The organism is Brakhagea baltica (assembly GCF_052161605.1).
Lineage (GTDB): Bacteria > Planctomycetota > Planctomycetia > Pirellulales > Pirellulaceae > JBKCUI01.
In genome coordinates this window covers 4,278,149-4,302,288 of record NZ_CP197409.1, presented here as the reverse complement: position 1 = coordinate 4,302,288, position 24,140 = coordinate 4,278,149, and the positions used below count along the sequence as shown (strand labels likewise).

Annotated in this window: 15 protein-coding genes; 10 read left to right on the top strand and 5 right to left on the bottom strand. The window is 49.9% G+C overall.

The features are described 5' to 3' along the window. Positions 1-100 precede the first annotated feature (100 nt). Positions 101-1,708 (top strand): formylglycine-generating enzyme family protein, encoded by a 1,608-nt coding sequence (locus SH449x_RS16460; RefSeq protein WP_482377168.1) that lies wholly within the window; start codon positions 101-103, stop codon positions 1,706-1,708. Positions 1,709-2,006: 298 nt separating this feature from the next. Here the strand turns inward: SH449x_RS16460 and SH449x_RS16455 are convergent, their stop codons facing one another. Then, entirely contained in the window at positions 2,007-2,795 is a 789-nt protein-coding gene (locus SH449x_RS16455) for a hypothetical protein (protein WP_482377167.1), read from the bottom strand. Between the two features lie 262 nt (positions 2,796-3,057). On the opposite strand from SH449x_RS16455, the gene SH449x_RS16450 reads away from it, so the two are divergent. From SH449x_RS16450 to SH449x_RS16440, 3 genes are all read left to right on the top strand, one after another. Beyond that, entirely contained in the window at positions 3,058-3,903 is an 846-nt protein-coding gene (locus SH449x_RS16450) for a hypothetical protein (RefSeq protein WP_482377166.1), read from the top strand. A gap of 233 nt (positions 3,904-4,136) precedes the next feature. Continuing rightward, positions 4,137-7,004, top strand: coding sequence for a caspase family protein (locus SH449x_RS16445; RefSeq protein WP_482377165.1), 2,868 nt, complete (start codon positions 4,137-4,139; stop codon positions 7,002-7,004). A gap of 81 nt (positions 7,005-7,085) precedes the next feature. Further along, positions 7,086-9,497, top strand: coding sequence for a caspase family protein (locus SH449x_RS16440; RefSeq protein ID WP_482377164.1), 2,412 nt, complete (start codon positions 7,086-7,088; stop codon positions 9,495-9,497). A 28-nt stretch (positions 9,498-9,525) separates the two neighbouring features. Here the strand turns inward: SH449x_RS16440 and SH449x_RS16435 are convergent, their stop codons facing one another. Both SH449x_RS16435 and SH449x_RS16430 read right to left on the bottom strand, forming a co-directional pair. Beyond that, complete coding sequence (locus SH449x_RS16435; protein ID WP_482377163.1) at positions 9,526-10,236, bottom strand: RNA polymerase sigma factor; 711 nt, start codon at positions 10,234-10,236, stop codon at positions 9,526-9,528. A gap of 83 nt (positions 10,237-10,319) precedes the next feature. After that, a complete protein-coding gene (locus SH449x_RS16430; RefSeq protein WP_482377162.1) occupies positions 10,320-11,288 on the bottom strand; it encodes a hypothetical protein in 969 nt (322 codons plus the stop codon). 623 nt (positions 11,289-11,911) lie between these two features. On the opposite strand from SH449x_RS16430, the gene SH449x_RS16425 reads away from it, so the two are divergent. From SH449x_RS16425 to SH449x_RS16400, 6 genes are all read left to right on the top strand, one after another. Continuing rightward, positions 11,912-13,792: a hypothetical protein gene (locus SH449x_RS16425; RefSeq protein WP_482377161.1), complete on the top strand. Its 1,881-nt coding sequence runs from the start codon at positions 11,912-11,914 to the stop codon at positions 13,790-13,792. Positions 13,793-13,869: 77 nt separating this feature from the next. After that, positions 13,870-15,069: a hypothetical protein gene (locus SH449x_RS16420; RefSeq protein WP_482377160.1), complete on the top strand. Its 1,200-nt coding sequence runs from the start codon at positions 13,870-13,872 to the stop codon at positions 15,067-15,069. Positions 15,070-15,788: 719 nt separating this feature from the next. Next, entirely contained in the window at positions 15,789-17,585 is a 1,797-nt protein-coding gene (gene lepA / locus SH449x_RS16415) for a translation elongation factor 4 (protein WP_482377159.1), read from the top strand. A gap of 128 nt (positions 17,586-17,713) precedes the next feature. Beyond that, a complete protein-coding gene (locus SH449x_RS16410) occupies positions 17,714-18,550 on the top strand; it encodes an endonuclease/exonuclease/phosphatase family protein (protein ID WP_482377158.1) in 837 nt (278 codons plus the stop codon). Between the two features lie 62 nt (positions 18,551-18,612). Then, a complete protein-coding gene (locus tag SH449x_RS16405; protein ID WP_482377157.1) occupies positions 18,613-21,183 on the top strand; it encodes a DUF1553 domain-containing protein in 2,571 nt (856 codons plus the stop codon). A gap of 14 nt (positions 21,184-21,197) precedes the next feature. Next, positions 21,198-22,049: a metallophosphoesterase gene (locus SH449x_RS16400; protein WP_482377156.1), complete on the top strand. Its 852-nt coding sequence runs from the start codon at positions 21,198-21,200 to the stop codon at positions 22,047-22,049. Between the two features lie 880 nt (positions 22,050-22,929). Here the strand turns inward: SH449x_RS16400 and SH449x_RS16395 are convergent. After that, a complete protein-coding gene (locus SH449x_RS16395) occupies positions 22,930-23,226 on the bottom strand; it encodes a hypothetical protein (protein ID WP_482377155.1) in 297 nt (98 codons plus the stop codon). A 79-nt stretch (positions 23,227-23,305) separates the two neighbouring features. After that, positions 23,306-23,617, bottom strand: a complete 312-nt coding sequence (locus SH449x_RS16390; RefSeq protein WP_482377154.1) for an Rpn family recombination-promoting nuclease/putative transposase — start codon at positions 23,615-23,617, stop codon at positions 23,306-23,308. Between the last annotated feature and the right edge of the window lie 523 nt (positions 23,618-24,140).

Below are 24,140 nucleotides of genomic sequence, written 5' to 3'. Positions count from 1 at the left end.
GCACGTGTTCCAATTGCCTGGACTTTGACCTAGCTCATTGTCAAAATCATTTCACGAAACATCCACAACCCTCAAGCAAAATCCCGTCAGGAGCAAGACCATGTCGATAGGCTCAAAATCATTTTCATATCCTCTTTTTATGCTTTACTGCTTGTTGTTTGTAGCGTCCCAACCGCTGGGAGTCAGCGCGCAGCAGCCGTTATCGGAATCCCCCCTCCCGACGCTGACCAACAGTATCGGGATGACACTGGTGCAGATTCCGGCGGGTCGGTTTACGATGGGCTCGCCAGCTTCCGAGCCGGGTTCAGAAGAACACGAGGTGCTGCATAAGGTGGAATTGACTGAGCCTTATTTTCTGGGAATCACCGAAGTGACAGAGCATCAATGGGCATTGGTAATGGAGGATGCCTATAGCAACGAATTGGTAGAGGTCCGAGATCCGGAAACCAAGCGCCTCATTAAAAAAGAAGAAAGACAGATCAAGAACCCGAAACTGGATAGCCGATTGCCAGTAACCAACATCTCATGGTCCCAAGCAGCCGAATTTTGCAGAAGACTAGGCCAGCTACCCGAAGAGAAAAAAGAAGGGCGGAATTACCGCTTACCCACCGAAGCAGAATGGGAGCACGCTTGCCGGGCAGGAACGTCAACAGCTTACAGTTTTGGAGATGATCGTGCCCTGCTGAGTACCTACGCTTGGCAGGGAGTTCGGCAACCGCAACTGGTGGGGCAGAAGACACCGAATGCTTGGGGGTTATATGATATGCATGGCAATGTAGCGGAGTGGTGTTTTGATTACTACGGTAGCTACCCGGAAGGATTCGTGAGTGACCCGATCGGTCCGGAAGAGCTGCTCTCACTGGAGCGAGTAATCCGGGGTGGATCCTTTGATCGGAAAGAATCGCAGTGCCGCTCGGGTTGGCGGAGCAAGGCCAGTCCTGGTTTCAAAGCCTCGACATTGGGGTTCCGGGTGGTGTTGGGCAGACCAGATGGCTCATCGTCATTACCGAGCGTGGTCAATAGTATTGGTCAGCGTCTGGTAACGATTCCTGCGGGGCGATTTATGATGGGCAATGAGAAAGGACGAGAAGAAGAGCGTCCAGTTCACGAGGTGACCATCAGTCGACCATTTGCGATCGCGTCGACGGAGGTGACACAAGGGCAGTGGAAAGAGGTGATGGGTAGCGAACCTTGGAAGGGTCAATCAGACGTGACGGAGGGAGCGGATTATGCCGCAAACTATATTTCTTGGATCGATGCAGTAGAGTTTTGCCGACGCCTAACGTCACGACCGGAGGAACAAGCGGCAGGGAGAACCTATCGTTTACCCACCGAAGCAGAATGGGAATATGCTTGCCGAGCGGGAATGAAAACGAAATTTAGTTTTGGAGATGATGATAAGTTTATGGGTGATTTTGCCTGGTATAGCGGGAATGGACCATCCCGCTCACCCCAAATTGTTGGTCAGAAGGAACCGAACTTATGGGGTTTGTACGACATGCACGGGAATGTCTCGGAGTGGTGCAGTGACTGGTATGGAAAGTATCCCAAGGAAACGAATCGTGATCCGATTGGTCCGATCTCGGGCTCAATTAAAGTATTCCGTGGTAACGGGTGGCACGGTGGTCCGTTCCCGCTAGCCTTTAGATTCAAAGACAGTCCTGATGCTAAACGAGCGTATCTTGGGTTGCGTGTTGTCTGTAATTAATACCGATCTAACGGGCAAAGAGATTGATCCATTACCTCCGAGAAAGGGCGAATATCCGATCTATCGTGGCGGTGGCTGTTTAGATACCCCATATCGCTGTCGATCCGCAGATCGAGGAGAACCATCGCTGATCGGGGTCAGGGAAAGCTTAGGATTTCGCCCCATTTGTATTGTACAGGAGTAAGAGTTCGTTCAGCAGACTCGATCATCACTGCCTAAGCGTTCCTGACCATCCATAAAAAAAGGGGGCGATCCCTGCCCCCGTCTTTTTTAGCTTTCCGCGATCTGGAATCAAGGACTACTTCTGTCCCAATCGTAGATTGGGCTTACCCAGCAACTGGTCCAACTCGCTCACCAAGTCCAGCGAGTCCTCCGAATCCTCGCCCGTGCCGAAACCGTCTTCCAATCGGCTTTGGTTCATAATCGATTGCTCGATCGCTAACACATCCTCGAGCTGCCCGAGCAACTGCGAGGATCGGTTGAGGTTGCTCTCGCTCGGAACAACAATCTCACCGCTGCTCGACAACGAGACCGATTCCAAACCGCTCGTGACCATCGCCAAGCGACTCTCCAACAAGTCAACCTCTTGGTGACGAGCTGCGATGGTATCATCGAGCTTCCGGAAAGCGGCTTGCAAATTGGCTAACGTCTCACGTTCCATCGCTACGCGAGCTTGAAGAGACTTGTAGCGGGCGACCTCTTTCTTGACCTGAGCGGTGAGAACCGAGGAATCGCCACCTTCACAGGGCTCTTCTTGAAAGCGAACCAATTTCATCCGCCCCTTTTCCAGATTCTGCTGAGAAACCCTCTCCTCTGCTTCGCTCTTCGACAGAGCTTGCCGAGCCTTGCTGAGCGTCAGCTCATGCTGGGCTCGGATTCGAGTCGCTTGCTCGAGTTCCCCTTTGGTCCGCTCCAATAGGAGCTTCACCTGCTCCACCTTGACATAGGTGGGAACCTGGCCAGAGACCCAGTTGACAAAGCCTCGACCTCCAATGATGACGTAATCGTTCCATCCGGTGACATGGCCCACCGTCCCAACCACACCCAAGAGCCCAACCGTACCGACAACAATGAATGCCTTCAACATAATCCACCATCTCCTCAAAAGGAAAAACGACAACTCCCCAGACCTGACTGGGATCAAAAACACAGCCCACGCTGTGCCTTCGAGATGTAAAACCAAGCACCCCGTGTTTTTCTTGCCGAAAAAAATCCTTTTTTCTTTTTTGCAAGAAATCGACTCCTCGTCCGTTACTCCTGTGTAGCCAACACGCAGGGTGTTCGCTCAACGAAAGCCTCGGGGCCGGTTCCACAGAGCCCCATCCCTTTTCTCTACTGGAGATTGAATTATGTCTTGGTCCCTTCCTAAAACCGTTCGCTTCTTGACGACTCTCGGATGCTTCGCCACCGGTTTTGTCTTTTCCTCCCCACACTACAGCATGGCTTGTGATCCTCCCCAAACCACAAGGCAAGTTACCGTCCTCTCGGTGGTCGCCACTGCTAAACCTCAGCCCACCACACAAGCCCCCTGTGTGGATACCGCTACCACGCAGCGGATTGTGGCCATCGAGGTACGCTTGAATGAACATGTCGAGTTCTGCGACTTCGAGGCCGCCCAAGCGGAGCAAGCCCTGCACACAGCGGCCTTAAAGGTCCTGGAGATTCGAGCCTTGCAAGACACGTCGGTTTCCCGGATGGTTATCCTGAATAATCTTTTAGACGGTTGCAGCAGCCATACGCAACTCGGAAACTTCCGGATCAAGAAAGAGGAGATTGCGAAAGTCCTCGAACATCAGATCGGAGTCTACGAGGAGTTGTTGGTACTGGAGAAAGGTGCCTTGGAATCCTTGGTGGCAGCCCGCAGCGAGCACAAGAGGCTCTTGGAGCGTCTGGCAAAGTGGCAGGCCCAACAAAAAGAATTGGCCGCCAAGGTGTCCGCCCTGCAAGTGGACCAAGCGTCCCGACGTGAGAAACAAGGCGAGGTTTTAACCGAACAAGCGATTCGAGAGGCGATTGGATTCGTGGCAGGCTTGGAGAGCCAATTCCAAAAGATCGAACACAAGGTCGCGAAAGCGAGTGCGACCGAAGCCCCCAAGCCGAGTGCCGGAGCGTCTGAGGTGGGGGAATCGATCGCTTCGGTATTAGCCGAGGTGGACGCTTTGCTACCAGCCCCAACCGAGTCCCCAAGCCGCTAGAGGCCGGAACGATCGTAAAGATTCTCTATCCCGCAGTTGGTCCATCCCGCAGTCACTCAGGCTGCGGGATTTCATTTTGCTCGCCAAGATGGAAAAATTGTATAAAATCAGAGTCTTCTTTGTCCCCATACCGTCCACGCCCATCTTTCCAGGGTCATTTTCCTTAAGCCCTAACCAATCACAACGGTGGCGATCAACCGATAAACATACTTTTCACCTAGTGAACAAGCCTTATGAAACAAGAACTTCAAATCATGCGAATTCAGAAGAGTATTTTCGTTAGCTCGAGATGCCTGATAGCGTTTGTCATCTTGGTCTTCGCAAGTCTCTCGACGAGCCTGGCTCAAGAAGTGTCAGGCAAGTACGCGCTTCTTGTGGCAGTTACCAAATACGACCATGCGGAAATGAACGGGCAACGCCCCCTTAAGTATCCTGAGCAGGACGCCTTGGCGCTTGGACAAATTCTTGAAAAGGCTTCCTACGAGGTTGAGTACCTGTTGGGAAAACAAGCCACTAAGTTAGCAATCGAAGCCAAGCTTGATGGTCTACGCCGCAAGGCAAACAGTGACGGTATTTGCTTAGTGGGTTTCTTTGGTCATGGTGTGGAAGTAGAGCAATCTGAGATAGATGGTACTGACTCGATTGTGGGATGTTTTTGCCCCTTTGACACAGAGGTAAGACAAGCTAGCGATAAAGACGGTAAGCTACTGTACAACGGTTCGAATCCCATGATCGACATCAATCCTGAATCACTCATCACGATGGAGCAGGTTCTGCGTGCATTAAAGATCGCAAAGGCCGGGAACCGAGTGGTAATCGCCGATTGTTGTCGTGAGATGCCGAATCGTGCGAGGAGTAGAAATCTTGGACTAGGTGCGAGTTTCAAGGCTTCCGATTTGCCCTCCGGCACTGTTGTCTTATTTGGATGTAAGCCTGGCGAAAAGGCATTCGAGCGGGATGATTGGAAGCACGGGGCGTTTACCAAAAGTTTGCTCGAAGAGATAGAAAGACTCGGTAAGAATGGTCCCGTTACCACTGGGATACTAGCTGATTCAGTGAAAATAAATGTACAGAGGCTTACGGGACGGCAACAAACCCCAACCCCTTTTGCAGTCGATTCATTCGATCTGATGCTTGAGTCGTATCAGGCCAGGACGAAGCTCCAGGAGAATTTTCGAATTCACATCGATACGATCGGAAGAGGAATCGGAACAGGAAAAAGAGTAGCAAAAAGTAGCTATTCTCCGGATCGCAAGATGGTCTCGATAGGTGCTAGTGTTTATGACGTTCCGTCAAACTCGCTAGTGCTACACTTTTCCGAATTTTCGAAAACAGGGGCATCGAGCTTTATTTCATCGGACGGAAGAAGGCTCTTGGTGGAAGACTTCGAAAAATCAATCGTTTTTGACCTGGAACGAAAGCAGACCGTACGCAGTTATCCCGGTGGCAAACTCGTATTCGATAAGTCACTGACGCTTTACGCCGAGTTTTTGGATGGTTACCGTGGATCGCGAGGGGGACGTGAAGCTTGCGTTGTCCGTACGATCGATGGAGACGAAAAGGTCTTTTTTAAAAATGATGTTTCCGATCTTATTTTCAGTTCCGAAGGCCAGCACCTGTGGATTACCACAGAGAGCCAGCATCTTCGGTATCCAATAATCCATAGAGACACAGGCCAAATAGTTTTCTCCACTGTCCCAGATCGGACGATTTCCCGTCGAGGTTTTATCGATGCGGTTTTACAAGACCCTGATCATCTTGTGATCAACAAATCGGACCATGAGGGAAATGGTTCCTTTGAAGTATTTGACGCATCCAAAGAACTGATTCTTGGTTCGCTATCAACACGTACAACCTTCGGTTTTCCAAACTGCTTCGTTAATGTAATTTTAAACCACCTGTCGGTTGATATCCGGAAGTCGGACGGAAAAACCGAGGAAGCCACGTACTCCCTTCCCGGTTTTTCTCCCATTCAATCGGAAAAATTCTCACCCGTCGTCAGGCCTAGTCGTGACAACTTGTACTCCATAGAGCCGTTGTCTAAAACATCAATTGCTATTGGTTCGTCAGATTCTATCTGTCCCCCTTGCGGATTTTTACCCAATGAAACATCCAGACTCTTTACCTTCGACTTTGTAAGTAGCAAGAGACAGTACGTGTTCGAAGATGGTCCGTTCGTTTTTGATTTATCTAAGCAGGGCGATTACCTAAATATAAACTGTGATACTGCAGAGTGGTGGAATCTAGATACTATGGTGTGGAATACTACAGAGCGGAAGGTTCTGCTGAAATCAGGTGTGGCGAGTAACGACGGTGGTATCTTATTCGAGAATAAAGATACGTCGATTTTTCTGCAAACCGGCGACGCTAAGAGAACGCTAACTGCAGTCAAGGGCAAGGCGATCATGTCTTCTAGTGATGGGAAGAAACTTGTGGTTAGGAATGTTACCAACGAACGAGAACTTGATTATTCTGTCTTAGATGTTGAATCGGGTGATGTTCTTAAGTTTGGCGACGGAAAATCTGTGATTCAAATTTCGAGGGACGGTGCTAAGGCATTGTTGCAAAGCAAGGGAGACGCCCCCAGTTTTAATACCGTTTATTCGCTGTTCGATATGAAAGAAGGGAGGGAAATAGCTAAACTCGAAAGCATCAGTAACAAATTTAACAGTGTGTCAGCGTCATTTTCGTCGACGGACTCAAGTCGGATTGCGGTATCTTGTCTTGCACATTTCAATTGGGGCGACGATATGGATCGAATCGAAATAGTCGATTCGATCAACGGTCGTAGCATACTTACTATCCATCCTGACGAGCGAGCGGGAGACGTGAAGTGGTCCGAAGATGGTGCAAAGCTCGTAGGCGTCGTACGTGATGGGTCGATCCGTTGGTGGGATTCAAAAAATGGCGACGAGATTGCTAGGCTGTACCTGCTTGACGCTGGATCGGAATGGATTGCAACAACAAAAGACTTTCGATTTGACTGCTCACCCGGTGCCCAACGTTACCTAAAAGTACTGACCGAGAACTCTCCGGAAGTAATCGATGGGAGCGGGTTACTCACACAGACACCCGGTCTATTAGAAACATTACTTCGCTGATTTCGATATGATGTATGTCTCGGAGTAACCTGGCTTTGGTATTAATACTGGCAGTTTGTTTTTTCCCTCGGTCGAAACACGATGAATAATTGGATTCGAAACCTGTTCTGTATTTACCTAGGGATTTTGGGGCCCTTGGCACAGGGGCTATTTGCTACTGTGGCTCGATCGCAGGGTCCAGATAAACTGGCGATTCTGGTTGCAGTCCGGGATTACGAGCAGCCTGAGATTTCGAACCTGGTCTATCCTGAGATTGATGCTCGATCTCTTGCCGATTTTCTCGTGACCCATGGGTACGAAGTGAAATTGCTATTAGGGAAACAGGCCACCAAGAACGCCATCAAACAGGCACTTAATGAGTGTGCTGGTCGAGGTGGGAACGAAGGAGTCGTGTTTCTGGGAGTGTTCGGGCACGGAATCGAATCGGATCGAACCAATATATCCTACTTCTGCCCTTTTGACGCGTCTTTGACCCATGACCGTGATGCGGATAATAATATCCAGTACCAGGACCAAAGACCCAGAGTGGCTCTCGACGTATCCAGTTTGGTCCCCATCGATGATTTCCTAATCGCGCTTCGAGAATCCAAAGCCCCCAACCGCATACTAGTGGCGGACTGTTGTCGAGAAGATGTGAATCGAGCGCGAGGCCGTTCGTTCGGTAGTTTACTTGAGACGAATCAGTTGCCCAAGAACGCGGCTGTTTTTTTCGCTTGTTCAGAGAATGAACAGGCTTACGAGCATGATGACTGGGGGCACGGGGCCTTTACAAAATGCCTCCTAGATCAGCTTAGGCAAGGGAAATCGTTGATGGGGAGCCTCGCAGAAGAAGTCGCGCCAGCCGTTGAGCAGCTCGTACGAGCCAAAAGGTTGGGAACTCGTGGAAAACAAACCCCACGATTATTGTCCACAGGAGCGAGGGTAGATCTGCTACTGGAGAAGCTTGAGTTCCCAGGTGAAGAGGATTTCCAGTTTGGAATTGCCCTTTATCGAGGGATCGAGGACACGATCGATCTACGCAAAGCAGTTCGATTTTTTGAGCGAGCAGCGAAACAGGGACACCCGTTGGCGTGTGGCCATCTCGCTCTTGATTACCACGGCGGTTGGGGTGGGAAACCACGGGACTTGATTCAAGCCATTGAATGGATGAATCGAGGTATTTCCCAACTGCATGCCCTGGCCGAGCGTGGGGATGCAGAAGCCATGTTTGTTTTAGGAATGGCGTATCGTGAAGGGCTAGGAGTTGTACCTAACGAGGAGAGAGCCAGGCAGTATTTGGAGTCGAGCTATCGAGGCGGAAACATTTACGCGATCGTTGAGATGGGCAGTATGTACGAGTCGTCGGATCCAGAAAAAGCATTTCAGCTTTACTTCGAGGGTTCTCGCAAAGGAGACCCCTACGCCACGGGCGCCTTGGCATATGCGTATCTCTTGGGAGTCGGTACGCGAAAAGACCAAAGACGGTTTTTGGAGTTGGCTGAAGAATCGCAACAGCGCGGCAATCCCTGGATCGGGCACACCATGGCACATTATTACGAAGAGAACAACGCGACAACCCAGGATTTGCCTAAAGCATTTCGAATGATGGAGCGTGTATTTATTGACGAAGACAACGCTTATTCAGCTCGTTGCTTTTCTGAATATTTATTCGAAGGAATTGGTACCACCCCCGATCCGATTCGAGGGCTTGATATCCTCACAGAGGGGGCCAAGACTGATTTGGATTGTTTAGCAGAACTGATTCGACGCATCGAAGAAGGAGACAAGGTCCAAAAAAACTTACCGCAGGCGCAGGGTTGGCGGCGTTATCGATTCCAAAAAGTCCGAGAAGCGGCTGAATTGGGCCATGCAAACTCGATGATGCAAGCGGCTATCTTGTCGCTTAATGGTGATGGTGTGGAGGCATCATCCAATGAGGCGTTTCGGTGGATGATCCGTCATGCAATTTTGACAAATCTGACGAATGGTTATTTTCAATTGCTCCAGACACGAACGAATCGAACGCGACAAAACAAGGACGACCAATCCGTTCCGTTAGTATCGATTGACGACGCGATACGGATTTGTGGACAACTCCAAGACACCTATGGAGGTCCCGTCTTGGAACGGATCATAGCTCAACTTTTGTTGACGACCGATTCGCGAGACACGGACGCAATTGAGACAATACGTGCGCAGATGGAGAAAGTTGGGTCAAGTCTTGTAATGGCAAACCATATCGCCTGGGATATTTACGAAAACAATTTGGCTGCTGTAAAAGCGAACGAAGAATTGCGGACGATTTTGATTCAAGGGATCAAAAAATCGCTCGATATTGACGGAGAAATGACGGACATGAGAGCTAACGCACTGGATACGTTGGCACATCTTTATGATGCTGGAGGCGACATAGCGTTAGCGATTCGAACGCAACGTGAAGCGGTCAAGCTGAGTAATGACAAGCGACTGAAGGATTATCTCGAAGAGTTGAAAGATCGCCTGCTGAACGATTGAATCAGTGCCCTCTGGTTGGAGGCGATTGTCACGAGTCCAAGCCAAGTCTTCTTCGGACGCAATTCACGAGCGTTGTCTTTCCTCGACTAATATCGGAGTAAATATTCGAGGTGACTCTTTCAAATTCCGCAACAACGTCCGGTGCAATTCGCAAGAGTGCTTTAGATATGGTCTCGTCTTGTCTCACTTGCTCTTTGGCTTTCGCACGGGCTTGGTCGTAGCGTGCCACGATATCGGGCTCTCTTTTCTCGGCGATCGCTTTCACGGTGACTCCCTCAAAGTGACATTGGATAAAGGTCTCGACTTGTGGATCGTCTCGGTAGCTCTCTCGACATAGCCTTAATGCCTCCAATTCATCAAGGTTGTCGATCGCTGGTTGATCATTACTCACGGGATGAGGAGAGTTGGGGTCGTTAATCGAGAGATCCGGCAGCCTGCCACGATGACGGCATGCATCGAGAGCGTTATTGCGGTTGATAGTAAATATCCAACGACGAAAGCTACCAGGGGTATCATCCTCAAATTTGCATCGATTGCGATGCACTTTGATCCAAGTCATCTGCGCGACATCCTTGCCGAATCCAATATCACGGGTAGTGGAGGCTGGCGAGCATCTAGCAATGGCATGCGTCACTAATTGATCCGAATAACGATTGACTAACTTCTCGAAGGGGGCCTCATCTGCTTCAAGGCACGCTCTGCGTATTAGCTCCTCGTCGGTAGGGTCGAAATCCTGCATTTCGGCGATTACTTTCTCAATAAATTAAGTGGTCGCAATGGTCACTTGCCAACATGAAGCCTGAACGGATAGGGCTGCCGGTTTCAACCGATCGAACTCGCACGATCCCTTAAAGCTTTTTGAAGGTTGGATACGATTTGTTGAACAGCAGTTTGTGTCTCTTCGACAGTTTGCGTGCCTGAGGCGAGAGCCATTCGCTGTTCGGTAAGCTTGCTCTTCCAGAGTTGACAGCGTTCAACGAGCCAGTCTTTATCCGCATCGGCCAGGGGAGTATGCTTCTCTGCAATTAATCGATCACATCCTTTTTCGAATTGCTGTATGCGTTGAATCAAACCAGGAATATCGTTCGACTGCTTCGCATTGAATTCTTCTGCCGCGTCGGCTAGCCGACGTAGATAGTCGGACCCGTTAACGTTGGCAGCGAAAACACCTGGCCGATTGAATCCCCAGCCATCTGGTTCTTGTAGTAGCCATCGGACAGAGAAAACGACGAGAACCAGTGCCGCCAGCGATGCCAGTACACCGATCCACTTTCGAGAGTTTTGCTCTGAATGTCTTTTCTGAACCTGCGGTCTAGCCTCGTTTACGATTGTACTATCGTTTGCCGTGGGAGGGCGTTGAGGAAATTCTGAAGCTGTGACCTCCTTAGTCTGGGCCAAACTCTTTTCGATAATCGTAGCGAGAAAGGACGAATTGTCTGTCACATGGCCCCCAACGGATTCTCGCATCGAGACCATGTCCGTTTTTTCTCTCCAGTACCCCCCTCCCTGTATAAATATCTCCTCTTGCAACTCGAAAAGAGATCGCGGGTTTTTGAGGAGCAGGGACAACTTTTCATCGGACAACGGGGATAGCCCATTCTCCAAAACGCTCTCCAAATCTTCTCCCAATAGAATTGCGAGTTTGGAGACAGGAACCGACGGGCTTAACCATATTTCGAGTTCTGCAACGAAAGCCCCGAGTGCCGAACTGACAATCATCTCTTCAAGCCAAAGACGACGCTCGTCTCCCTCGATTGGTAAATCCGCAAATTTCAAGCTGTGCAGGTTCATTTGATTTTCCGTCCTATCCCGTCCTCAGGGCATTCTATACCCGAACGGCCCGATGTTTCAGTGTATCTCCAATTATAGGCCACAACAATGCTCCCCGGGGGAGCCCATCGTTGCGTGGTAATCGTCTCTGGCATTCGAGTGGTTCGGGAAGCTCGAATTTCGAGAAAAAAGGTACACACCTTGAAAAAAGCTGGCTTTAGGAATCCCAAGAATGATTTTGCGACTTGCTGTCGGCACAACATCGTTTTAACGTCTGTATACATTTGGACTACTTCGTTGTAAGGGTGGTGGATTTTTCGCGGAGCTTTGGCATGAATGGAAGCCTCGCTTCTCCTTTAAAAACTGGACAAAAGCCGTTGTCTTGCAAAAATCTCTGATTAACGGGCTGGCTACGGTATTCGATTCGATCGGCTCAACCTCGGCTGAAAAAGTTTGAAATGAGCCACAAGTTGACCGAGGAATAAGCCAACTATTAGTTTTTCGGAATTTTTGCAAGAAAGCCGTCCCTCGATTCGTTATCTCGTTAGTAGCCAGGATTACAATTTCACCTGCTGCGACTCGCAGCTCGCGTGAATCCAAAATTTTCGCCAGGCCTTCGTACACGCATTTTTTCCGAGTTTACCATGAAATCTGTCCTTCTTAGAGGTTTTGGGCCTCTGGTGTTTTTTGTCGCATCCTTCTGCATGGTGAGTGTCGGTATGTGCCAGGACCGCTCCCCATCTGACCGAGACCCACCAAGTAATCGTGAGGAAGAACTAGCAGCAAAAGCGGCTGTCATCCTGAACAACTATTGTTTCCGGTGTCACCGCGGACAGGGTTCCTCTGCTGGCGGCTATGCTTTCAACGCTCGAGATGTTATCTCCATGACAGACGACGGCATCGTCACGCCAGGGGATTCAGAAAGCTCTGATCTTCACAACGCCATGTTCCGAGGCCGAATGCCTCCGCGGAACCAAGCGGGACTAATGCGTCCGACGCCGGATGAAGTGCAAACCATCAAAGAATGGATCGACGCTGGAGCACCTGTCTTTCCCGAAATCCCGCGACGATCGTTCGTTTCACTCCTAGATACGATGGAAAAGATTTTTGACCATTATGGGAAGATCGATCCAAAAAAACGTTCCCACTATAAGTACTTCACCCTGGTCAATCTGTGGAACAATCCTGAAACAGATGAACGGCAAATCCGCATGACAAGAGCTGCACTAGCTAAAGCCCTCAACAGCCTTAGCTGGCAGGCCGAATTAGCGATCCCCGAAGCGGTGGACGAACGCAAACTCATTTTCGCGGTCGATATCTCGAAACTGGGTTGGACCGATGAACATTGGCTGGAAATCATCAAACAATATCCTTACCAGATCGATCCAAACAGCATTTTGGATGATGGGCGGAGCGATTCTGTAATCAAGCTGCGAAGGATTGAAGAAGACATGATTCGTCTAGGAGGAAACGATCGTAAGATTAAGGATATAAGGGCCGATTGGTTTATCACTATAGGCTTGAGGCCGGGGCTTTATCACAAGCTGCTGTACGACCTTACGCTACCAGAACTTAAGAAAAGGGACTCTGACGCGAATAAGCCGGACAACCCAAAATCGATGACCGACCGCGATCTAGAAGAATTTCTAGGGGTGAACGTCAACAAGAACATCTTTGGTTCTCCGACTCGAGCCATCCGAGCTGGGTTTACGGAAAGTGGGATTTCGGGTCAAAATCGTTTGATTGAACGTCACCCAATGACCAATCGCGGCTACTATTGGAAGTCTTATGACTTTTTAGGTAGCAACTCACAAGCGATTCTAACCGAGTTTCCACTAGGGCCAGCTATCGCAGACGATGACGGGGAGAACGAGTTTAGTTTCCAACACGACGGGGGAGAGATTATCTATTCGCTACCCAATGGTTTGCAAGGGTACATGCTGTCGACTGCTGCAGGCGCTCGGCTCGATGCGGGGCCGATCGAAATCGTCGGAGATGCTTTGAAAACGTCCGGTAATCAGCTCATCGTCAACGGTTTATCGTGTGTCGTTTGTCATCGTAAGGGCATGGTTGAACCTCCCGATGACGAGGTTCGTTTAGGAGCCGGGGTCTTTGGTATCTTTGCGGATAAGGTTCGAACACTCTATCCAGAGCCGAGTGTTATGCAAAACAGCGTCGAATCAGATGGGCGACTGTTCCAGGAGAGCGCGGATCGTATTTTCAAGTATTACTTGATAGACGAGGACTACCGAACCACAGGAGACGGGTTTCCTTTGGAACCAGTCGGTGAGGTTGCCCGTTGGTATTTGTTTCAGCCCATGAACATCGAAACAATCGCCAGTGAGCTTTATCATCCATCTACGGAAATCATCAAAGTGATTCTTAAAAACGATCTACGCGCTAGAAAAATCGGCTTGGGTCACCTCCGAAAAGACAACGCTAGTATAAAACGTGAGGCTTGGCACAATATAGAGGGTCGTTCTCTGATGCAACTCGCTGCTGAGGTGCTCGGCTACGCCCCCTAGATTCATTACAATATTTTGGTCCGTGGATTTGCTTCCTTCCGTTTCAGTTCTCAAATTTGACTGTGAGGTTGTTTTATATGGATATGTACTCGGCTATTGATCCAATTGGAAAAACGAAGCCAGCGATACAAAAGTGTCGTCGCTTAGCGTTGGTGATTCTTTTCGTGGCTTTTACGTCTGCTTTCAATTTTAGAAGCCAATGCAGTGCTCAGACCAATCAGTCACTCGATGGTCAATTATTCGGGCTTGCGGAAGAGGTAAAGAATTTCCTCGCTAATGATCGTCTCTATAAAGGAAAAAAAATTCGATTAGATCGAATCTCAACTACAGGCATGCCCGACGCAAATTACGACTCGGCCATTCAACTCACGCTTTCTCAAGCGTTGGCAGATTTTATCGATAAAAAGTCCAATTTCTTTCTTAAGATCGAACTGACATACCTGGTGAGTGAGTCGAACACAAATCGGGGAAATCGTGTTATCCAGATCCATTCAAAGCTTCTCGAGAGCGGTATAGCCAAATGGACTAGCACGCGTGAAGTTAATAACACATCTGACATTGGTAGGGTTGGTGGAATCACTCAGAGTTTGCCAGATTCAACGGATTATCTCGAAAGGCTAGCCGCAATAGAAGCAGCCTTCAAGTCACCTGCTTTTATTGCTCGCGAGTCAACAAAAATCCAAGCCCCAGGCAATGACAAATATGCGATCGAAATACGTTGTCGAAAAGGTGGGAGTGATGTTTCTGTACCAGTCCATCCTCTTGACGAGAATGGGCTCGCGTTTGTACCTATTCAGATTACAGACGCTTATGAAGTCGTTCTCTACAATTACGACACTCAAGCGGATGCTGTTGTAACATTAGAAATTGATGGACTAGATGTCCTCTCAACTTTTTGTTCGGACAAGGATTCCACTGGTAGATCGGTTCGATATCCGGGTTATTTTGTCCCCAGAGCATCCGGCTCAGGACCGGGTACACATGTTGTACGAGGCTGGATGAACACCGTGAAGCCAGGTGCCAACAACATCTTTGAATTTGTTGTTATGGAATTAGGGAAGGGAGCAGCAAGTGCGTTAGAAGTTTGTGGAGAAATCGGTGTGATTACCGCAAGATTCTCGGATGCGTATAAGCCGGATGAGCAACCGCGTTCTCGCAATTTTGGAGAGACCGGCAAAGGAGAGCCGCGAAAGCAAGACTACAGCCTCGTTCCAGTGCAGGTTGGGACAGAACCATCGGTAATCATTAGCGTCCGATACTCACGCCCAGAGAAGTAAAAAGTGTATGGAGAGTCCTTGACAGTCAGGTTTTTATACAAACCTTATTTCTAGGGATCAATTATCAGAAAGGGAGGCACGGGATGAATTGTCGCACGTTAGGAATATTCTGTTTGTTTTTTGTCTCTGGCATGGCATCGTATGCGCTTACTCTGATGCCAATGAAGATTTTCTGGCGGCTCGGCAGAATCAACCGGGGTATCGGACATCGGCTCGTTACAACGCGGCAAAGCATTGAAACGCGATCGCTTCTAGGTCGGCTGTGAACGTTACCTTCAACTGTCCATCCTAGGTCACAACCAGCACACGGTCAGCCGCATGCTGGTAGCTCGCGAAGAAGAAGGTGCAAGCCGACACCTGGAATCTATAATCTGGAATCTAGAATATCGTCTCTACGAACCTGTTTTGGAGCAAAATCTCTGCCCCTGGCACACGATCGCTCAATAAGCATACGAAAACCCAGCTAGGACCATTGATTCGCAGAATCAAGCTCATTTTGGTACAGACACTAGCTAGTCTATCGACTTATTCCTCCAAGTGCTCCTCAAAAATCCCCCCCGGACTAGTCCGCTAACAATTCTAGAGGTGTGCAAAAACGCTTAGCTGACGTATAGTTCATGGTATCTGAGTTGGTTTTTCGCAACTCATTCTCAGCGAAATCTGAGAGAATCCCCTTTTTGGGCGTTGGTGCCCAAGTTTTGTTCGGCAGACTCCCCATTATGAAGCATATTCGCAATTTTTGTATCATTGCTCACATCGATCACGGAAAATCGACCCTAGCCGATCGGTTGATTCAGGCGTGTGGGGCGATCTCCCAGCGAGAATTTCACGACCAGATTCTCGATTCGATGGATATAGAACGCGAACGGGGCATCACGATCAAAAGCAATTCGATTTCGCTGACTTATAAGGGTTCGGACGGCCAGGAGTACCTACTGAACTTGATCGACACCCCAGGGCACGTCGACTTTTCCCACGAAGTTCGACGCTCGTTGATGGCCTGCGATGGGGCGTTGATCGTGGTCGATGCATCGCAGGGAGTCGAGGCGCAAACGGTCGCGAACCTCTACCTGGCGATGGAGTACGATTTAACCCTATTGCCTGTGATCAACAAAATCGACTTGCCCGCTGCCAACGTCGATAAAGTTCGTGAAGAGATCGATGCCGACCTGGGTCTCGATCCCTTTATTGCGATTCCCGTCTCCGCCAAAACCGGAGTCGGCATTGAGAATGTTCTTTCAGGAATCGTTGAGCATCTACCTCCCCCGAAAGGCGATCCCGAGGCTCCCCTCAAGGCTCTCGTTTTTGATGCGCACTTCGATACCTATCGCGGCGTGATCTTGCAAATTCGCGTTATGGAGGGAACGCTCCGAACGGGCGATGTGGTCCACTTTATGCACGGGGGACGGGACTACAAAGTGGACGAACTCGGTTACAACCAAATTAAACTCGTTCCCAAAAAGCAACTCAGCGTTGGCGAGGTTGGGTACGTCGTCGCGGGAGTAAAGAGCGTTCAAGATATCGAGGTCGGCGACACACTCACTCTGCTCGAAAAGCAAGCAGATGCACCTATCCCAGGCTACAAGAAGGCAAAGCAAGTTGTCTTCTCCTCGATTTACCCAATGAGTACTGACGAATATCAAGATCTCACCAAGGCTCTTGAGAAACTTGCTATCAACGACGCAGCACTGACCTTTGAAAAGGATAGTTCGGCCGCCCTCGGCTTCGGCTTCCGATGCGGTTTTCTCGGACTGCTGCACCTGGATGTTGTCCAAGAACGACTGCAACGCGAGTTCGATCTCGGCTTGGTCATCTCTGCACCAAGCGTGAAGTATAAGATCTTGTTGCGAGACGGAACCACTATTGATGTCGACAATCCTAGCTATTGGCCCGACCCAACCTCGATCGACAAGACGACCGAGCCTTATATAAAGGCAGCCATCATCATTCCGGAGGAATATGTCGGCCCTGTCATGGAGCTGTGCCGGGAGCATCGATCCGATAGTCAAAGCATGAACTACTTATCCGCAGGCCGAGTCGAAATCAGGAGCGAAATGCCCCTGGGAGAAGTCCTGTTTGATTTCTACGACAAGCTAAAAATGATCACGCGCGGCTATGGATCCTTTGACTACGAACCCATCGAATATCGAACTACCAACATCGTGAAAGTCGATATCTTGGTGAACAAGGAGCCCGTAGACGCTTTGTCCTACCTAGTTCATCGAGACAAGGCCAGGACGCGAGCTCTCCATTACTGCGAGCAATTAGCAGAGGCAATTCCACGGCATCAATTCAAGATCCCCATCCAAGGTGCCATCGGTGGTGAAATCATTGCCCGGGCTACGATTCAGCCATTCCGAAAGGATGTCACGGCGAAACTATACGGCGGTGACGTTACGCGTAAGAACAAATTGCTTGAAAAGCAAAAACGGGGTAAGGCAAAAATGAAGCAGTTCGGAAGCGTAAACATTCCCCAAAAAGCGTTCATCTCCGTACTCCGTTCCGACCAAGACTAACAGGACCAAACGGCTAATAGGACTAAACGATAGGAATTAGACGAGTTGAAAAGGTACCGAACAGAGAGCTGACCGATTAGAATAGGGGAACGGCCCGCTGCCCCTTTTGTTTTCCTTGAGGTCATCATATGTATCGCAATACCGCTCGGCAAAGTGATTTCGCTTATCGAGTGCACCCATTGTACTGGCTCGTTGTTGCCGTGCTCCTTTGCATCTCGACGAGTCGTTCGTTGCACGCAAATGATGATAAGGAATGGAGCGGAGTCGCGGTCAGCTATAATATCCGCCATGGACGTGGGATGGATGGCAAGCTGAACCTAGAAAGAACGGCTGACGTTCTCCGCAATCTGACCCCAGATTTTGTTGCTCTACAAGAGGTTGATAACAAGGTTCGCCGTAGCGAGTCGGTGGATCAAGCAGCGTTTCTAGGCAAAACCCTTGGGATGAATCATGCTTTCGGCAAGTTTATGGACTACGACGGCGGAGAATATGGGCTGGCGATTCTCAGTAAGCACACAATCGCAAAAACGATGGTGGTCGAGTTACCTCGCGGCAACGAACCCCGTGTCGCCTTAGTGGTCTGGGCCGAACTTCCGAACAAGCAACAAGTTGCAATTGTGAGCCTTCACTTCGACTGGGTTCGTGATGACAGATTTCGGTTCGCGCAAGCCACTGAGCTGAAAACGTTTCTCGAGAGTCTCGATGTCCCCTATTTGCTGATTGGGGATTTCAACGATCAACGCGATTCACGAACCTTGAAGTTGCTCGCCGAAAATGCCGTGGAAGCGGTCAAACCCATTGAGAACCGTTTTACGTTCCCTTCGGATAAACCCAATATTGAGATCGATTTTCTGTTCGGAAGCCCTGCAAAACGCTGGGAGTTTACTGCAACGGAGGTTGTAGCAGAAACAATGGCTTCCGATCACCGCCCTATCGCAACGAAGTTTCGATTACAATTTCCTTGATTCGCCGATTAACCGAGATCTAATCAAGGTGCTCCCCGCCAACATTCTCTCCCGCCGAACCTATGAATACTCAACATCTCTCATGCTGCTTGCTTGTCGTCCTGCTGACCGTAGGCCTACATGGAAATGCTCTGCAGGGGCAAAGTATCGTCTGCTTTCCAGATGAGATCCAGTTATCTCATGCTGGTTCTCAACACCAAGTTGTTGTCCAACATCGTGATTCCGATGGCCGATTAACCAACTCAGTCTCCGCCGACCTACTGACTTGGACTGTTTCGAATCCTGATATTGCGGAAGTGATCAGTAGGGACTCAGGACTCTTCGTTGTTGCTAAGCGGGATGGAAAGGTAAGTGTTACATTCGCACTAAAGCCTGGTGCCGATAACGCAGAGGAAGGCGATAATTCGGACGGAGGTGCGAGCACAGCCAGCTTGGCAGTCGAATGCGATTTGATGGACACTGCAGCCGAAATCGAGTTCGACAACCACGTTCAGTCGGTGTTATCGCGTAACGGTTGCAACATGGGAGCGTGCCACGGTGCTTTAGCCGGCAAAGGGGGCTTTCGCTTGTCCCTTCGAGGTTACGATCCAGAGACCGATCACTTCAACATAACTCGTCAAGATCGCGGACGCCGGGTCGACTTGAACGATCCGAGCAAATCGCTGCTCCTCACCAAGCCTACGGGGGCTGTCCCACATAAAGGAGGCGTTCGCTTAGAACCTGACAGCTCAGACTATCAGCTCTTAGCTGCATGGATTGGCAGCGGAGCCTATGGCCCTAAGCCTTCGGACCCTGTGATCGAACGTATTGAAGTCCTGCCTGCTGATGTGAGCTTGAGCAAGCACGATAGGCAGAATCTCATTGTTCAAGCCATCTACTCCAACGGCAGGAAAGCGGACGTCACAAGCTGGGCCAAGTTTACTTCGACAGATGAATCTGTTGCCTCGGTCGACGAGCACGGACAAGTTGAGATCGTAGGACCTGGCGAAGGAGCAATTTCTGTTTGGTTTGCCAGCAAAATTGCACTGGCTCGCGTTCGAGTTCCCTTTGCAAGCCAGTTGGCAAAGTCCGCTCAACAGCTTGATCCGCTGCAAAGTTCGGGCAACAGCCATTTGGACCGGCTCGTTACCGAGCATTTAGCGACACTTGGCTTAACACCGTCACCCATATGTAGTGACAGCGAATTTATTCGTCGCTCGTCACTTGATGCCACTGGCTGCCTGCCTTCCGAGGAAGCGGTGAGAGCATTTCTAGCGGATACATCGCCAGACAAAAGAAGCCGTTGGATAGACAAGCTTCTCAGCGGGCCGGAGTACGTCGATTACTGGACCTATCGATGGAGCGATCTACTGACTCTCAACAGCAATCTGCTCCGAGTCGACGGCATGAAAGCTTATTACATGTGGATTCGTAACCGCGTGGAAGCCAACACGCCCTGGGACCAGTTCGTTCGGGAAATTATCACAGCTCGCGGCGAAGCTCTTGAGAATGGTGCAACCAATTTCTACGCCATCAATCAAGATCCAGAAAGCATGACAGAGAATGTTTGCCAGGCCTTTCTAGGCTTGTCAATCGGTTGTGCGAAGTGCCACAATCATCCGTTGGAAAAATGGACCAATGACCAGTATTATGCCATGGCGAACATGTTCGCTCGCGTAAGAGCGAAAGGATGGGGTGGCGAAGTTCGTAATGGCGACTCTGCCAGAACTCTGATGGTGGCTGATCGAGGGGATTTGATTCAACCCCTGCGTGGCGTCCCCCAACCACCAGCCCCTCTAGATGGCGAGCCACTCGATCCCAATGATCCGAACGATCGACGAATTGCATTGGCCGATTGGTTGGTATCGTCTGAGAACCCCTACTTCACCCGAGCGATTGTGAATCGCGTTTGGGCGGCGTACTTTGGTATCGGGATCGTTAACCCCGTGGATGATCTACGGCTGAGCAATCCTCCCAGCAATGAAGCCTTGATGGATTACCTTTGTGAAGAGCTCATTCGCATGAATTATGATTTGAAGCAGTTCATGCAGCTTATCATGAACTCGGACACCTACCAACGAAGCAGTGAATCGAATGCGGGGAATGCTGATGACAAAAAGTACTTCTCTCGTTACTACCCAAAGCGACTGATGGCGGAGGTTATTCATGATGCGATTGTCGACGTGACCGGTGTGCCTTCTGTTTTCGATCGGGTAGCGTATCTGGGTGGAGACAGAACTCCAACTAATTTCTACGCCAAGGGTACCAAAGCCATTCAGTTGTTCGATTCCAGCGTCGAAAGTGGATTTCTGAAGACCTTTGGCCGTAACCAACGGCGCATCACATGCGAATGCGAGCGAAGTGACGAGCCAAGCATCATCCAAGTCCTCAATCTGAATAACGGGGAAACACTCAACGAAAAGCTTTCTTCTCCGGGCAGTATTGTCGATCAACTCATGGAAAAGCATGGTGATGATCGAGTTGCCATTGTTGAGTCCACGTTTTTGAGATGCCTGGCTCGTTTTCCTACCGACAGTGAAAAGCAGACGTTTCTGGCGGAGTTTTCAACCATCGATTCCAGCGACCGCCGCATCTTTCTCGAGGACTTCGTCTGGAGTCTCGTCACGTCCCGTGAATTTTTGTTCAATCACTAGCCTTCATAAACATCATGACCTCCGAAAAGAAATCAGGCTTGGTACGAATGTTTAGTCGCCGTAGATTTCTTTTAGGCGGTGCAGCCATGTCATTGCTTGGCTGGACCTACTTTGTTGAGCCTCGATGGCTTGAAGTTACGAAAAGCGAACTGCTCATACCTAATCTGCCCGACGGGTGGACTGGAAAGCGTCTGGTGCATATTACCGACTTGCACTCAGGCAAAGTAACCACGAGCTACTTGCAGCGGGCCATTCGCGTCATCAATGAGTTGGATGCCGATCTTCATGTGTTTACAGGCGATTTCATCGATCATACAGCTGGGATCGAGGAACTGAAAGAGGTCCTATCGAGTTATCGACCAGCCCGCAACGGTGCATTCGCGTGTTTAGGAAATCACGACTATGGTTTGGGTTGGCGACAGACGGATGTCGCTGATCGGGTTGCCGATGTCGTGACACAACACGATATCAAGGTGCTTAACAATAGTAGCGAAGAACGCAATGGACTTCATTTCGTGGGTCTTGAGGACAGGTGGTCACCTCGATTTCGGGCAAGCGAAGTATTGCGAGATTGGGATCCTTTGCGACCAAGCATTTGCTTGTGCCATAATCCCGATGTTTGCGATGCCAACGTCTGGGGAGATTTCACTGGGATTATTTTGGCTGGTCACACCCATGGTGGTCAATGCAAGCCCCCGTTTCTGCCACCGCCACTACTTCCGGTGGAGAATCGGCGTTACACATCTGGGCTTTTCAAACTAGATGCGAGACGATCCCTTTTCATTTCGCGAGGAGTCGGTCACACAGCGAGGGTTCGATTCAACTGCCGACCAGAAATCGCGGTCTTCACAATGAAGCGAGCGTAACGGCCTGAATCGTACGTTGGCCTGACGAAACGGTTGGAGTTTAGGTCGCCCGGGAGGTTTTTCTCCGAGACCGTCGTCTGTTCGCAAGCGTCAACTCCGGATGGCACGCTCGGAGGAACGAATGACGTGATTCAGATGAATGAGTTACGGACCATGATGTCGACAGCTCCACCCTCATTCAACGGCAACGCCAAAAGAAAATCGCGGACGTGCGGGCTATAGCCACTTCATCCGGTGCAAAGATTTCCACGCGAGAAATGCGAGCCATAAGAACCTCCGAGGATTACACCGCGAGAGATAAGAGTGACGCAAGAGTTGTCTTGAAAACCGTTGATCATTAATACCCTTGCGTTTCTCTTATCTCTGGCGGTGTGAATATCTTAAGGTGGGATTTATCGCGGGCAGGATCAGGATACAGGAAAGCGCCGGGATAAAATGGGTTGGAGTTTCTGCCGACATTTTGCTCCTACGGGGCATTCAAACCGTTCGTCCCGTAGGGACCTAATGTCGGTAGCAACCAATGCCCCCTTACCGCTCGCGTCCCGTAGGGACGCAATGTCAAAGATCGTGACGGAATCAATCGAGGCAGGCAATCAGGCCATGCCATCATCCCAACCTTCGCTGCCAAAAAATGACTCCCCATCAATGAAATGCTGTATCCCTAGAATGTGCTTCCCTGCCGATCGGGCGAAAGCAAAGAATACGGCGTTTGCGTTAGCCTTGTCGCATTTTGCGTTGTTCGAGAGTTAGCAAGTTTCGGGCTCCTTGGCGGGGCGGTGATAATTTCAGTAGGCTTAGAGTTTAAAGGTTATACATTTTGAAAATCAACAGGTTGTCCAGAAAATGGGAGACATTTGCGGAAAGGGTTTCCGATCCATTTCTAGATGCCTCGCTGATTGATGCGCTCTTGAAGCGACTCGGTGATTCGCTGTAACTCTTCTAAACTTCTGTCGGAAAGATCTGTTGCCTCTCCGCTTATTCCAAGGATGGACTCTAGGGTTCGAATCAACTTAATCTCACCTTCTTTTCGCCCTTCCTGACGCCCTTCCTGATGTCCTTCCTGACGACCTTTGGTGAGCAGTTGGTCTGCCACGGAGCCTGGCTCAGGTTTTACAGGCCAGAATTCGGAGAATATCCCTTGGATCTCGTTTTCGCCAACAACTGGATTGACTGACATAACATACTTCCTAATCGTATCGAGTAATGTTGATGCTCGCTGGCCTTGGAATTTATGGGCAACGCTTCGGAACAGTGGCTTAAGCAGCTCTGGCAAACCAGGGTCTCTTCCATATTTTTGCAGCACGAACGTAATATGCGACGGTGTACTTGTCGGGAGGACTCTTGTGGTCCACCAGCACAAGAACGTGAACATGGGGGCTTTCCGTCCCAAGCTCCCGAGCGATGTCGTCCGTCAACTCGACTTTGAAGAGGCGGTCGATGAAGCGTCGCTTGAGATTGGCATCAATGAAACTCGTGTCGGCTTGCTCGAGAGTTTCGGGCTTTAAATAAGCCACGAACTCGGCCGGAAGATGGGATCGTAATAACTCTTGTGCAGATTCCTTCTGCATGAGTGTCCGCGAGAGCAAGCGATCAAAGGGGGATTGGACGGTTGCACCGGACTACGTCGACATCGGAATTCTCTTCCTTGATTTGATTAGGATTGTTTTTCATGGAAGCATTATAGCTGATAGGAATCATTCAGTAACAAGGCTCTGCTCTGCTCAACTTAAGCATTCATTCTCCCTTGAGGGAGAGTCGAGCGCAGCTCGGAGAGGGTGAGAGGCATAGCAATGCATAACGGCCCTGACTAGTCCGCGATCCTAAAGCACCCTCCCCTCGTGATCGTCCCTCCACTCTGGCCCTCCCGAATTCTTCGGGAGGGTGAATAAGAACGCAACTCACGCTTGAGGACTGGTGGTTCACGAGCCAAGAGTTCGCGTCGATCAGTGAGCTCGAAGTTGGTGAAACAATAACCTGCTCACAACTGGAGTGCTCATGCACTCGTGTGAGTAGCTTTGAGTTGTTCATGAACGCCTCCAGTCCGACCATGTGTCGGTGGAGCGATGACTAACAGGCTAGCAACGCATACCC

Coding starts and splice junctions, on each gene's coding strand:
- SH449x_RS16460 (WP_482377168.1), top strand. CDS start 101: ATGTCGATAGGCTCAAAATCATTTTCATATCCTCTTTTTATGCTTTAC.
- SH449x_RS16455 (WP_482377167.1), bottom strand. CDS start 2,795: ATGTTGAAGGCATTCATTGTTGTCGGTACGGTTGGGCTCTTGGGTGTG.
- SH449x_RS16450 (WP_482377166.1), top strand. CDS start 3,058: ATGTCTTGGTCCCTTCCTAAAACCGTTCGCTTCTTGACGACTCTCGGA.
- SH449x_RS16445 (WP_482377165.1), top strand. CDS start 4,137: ATGAAACAAGAACTTCAAATCATGCGAATTCAGAAGAGTATTTTCGTT.
- SH449x_RS16440 (WP_482377164.1), top strand. CDS start 7,086: ATGAATAATTGGATTCGAAACCTGTTCTGTATTTACCTAGGGATTTTG.
- SH449x_RS16435 (WP_482377163.1), bottom strand. CDS start 10,236: ATGCAGGATTTCGACCCTACCGACGAGGAGCTAATACGCAGAGCGTGC.
- SH449x_RS16430 (WP_482377162.1), bottom strand. CDS start 11,288: ATGAACCTGCACAGCTTGAAATTTGCGGATTTACCAATCGAGGGAGAC.
- SH449x_RS16425 (WP_482377161.1), top strand. CDS start 11,912: ATGAAATCTGTCCTTCTTAGAGGTTTTGGGCCTCTGGTGTTTTTTGTC.
- SH449x_RS16420 (WP_482377160.1), top strand. CDS start 13,870: ATGGATATGTACTCGGCTATTGATCCAATTGGAAAAACGAAGCCAGCG.
- lepA (WP_482377159.1), top strand. CDS start 15,789: ATGAAGCATATTCGCAATTTTTGTATCATTGCTCACATCGATCACGGA.
- SH449x_RS16410 (WP_482377158.1), top strand. CDS start 17,714: ATGTATCGCAATACCGCTCGGCAAAGTGATTTCGCTTATCGAGTGCAC.
- SH449x_RS16405 (WP_482377157.1), top strand. CDS start 18,613: ATGAATACTCAACATCTCTCATGCTGCTTGCTTGTCGTCCTGCTGACC.
- SH449x_RS16400 (WP_482377156.1), top strand. CDS start 21,198: ATGACCTCCGAAAAGAAATCAGGCTTGGTACGAATGTTTAGTCGCCGT.
- SH449x_RS16395 (WP_482377155.1), bottom strand. CDS start 23,226: ATGTCAGTCAATCCAGTTGTTGGCGAAAACGAGATCCAAGGGATATTC.
- SH449x_RS16390 (WP_482377154.1), bottom strand. CDS start 23,617: ATGCAGAAGGAATCTGCACAAGAGTTATTACGATCCCATCTTCCGGCC.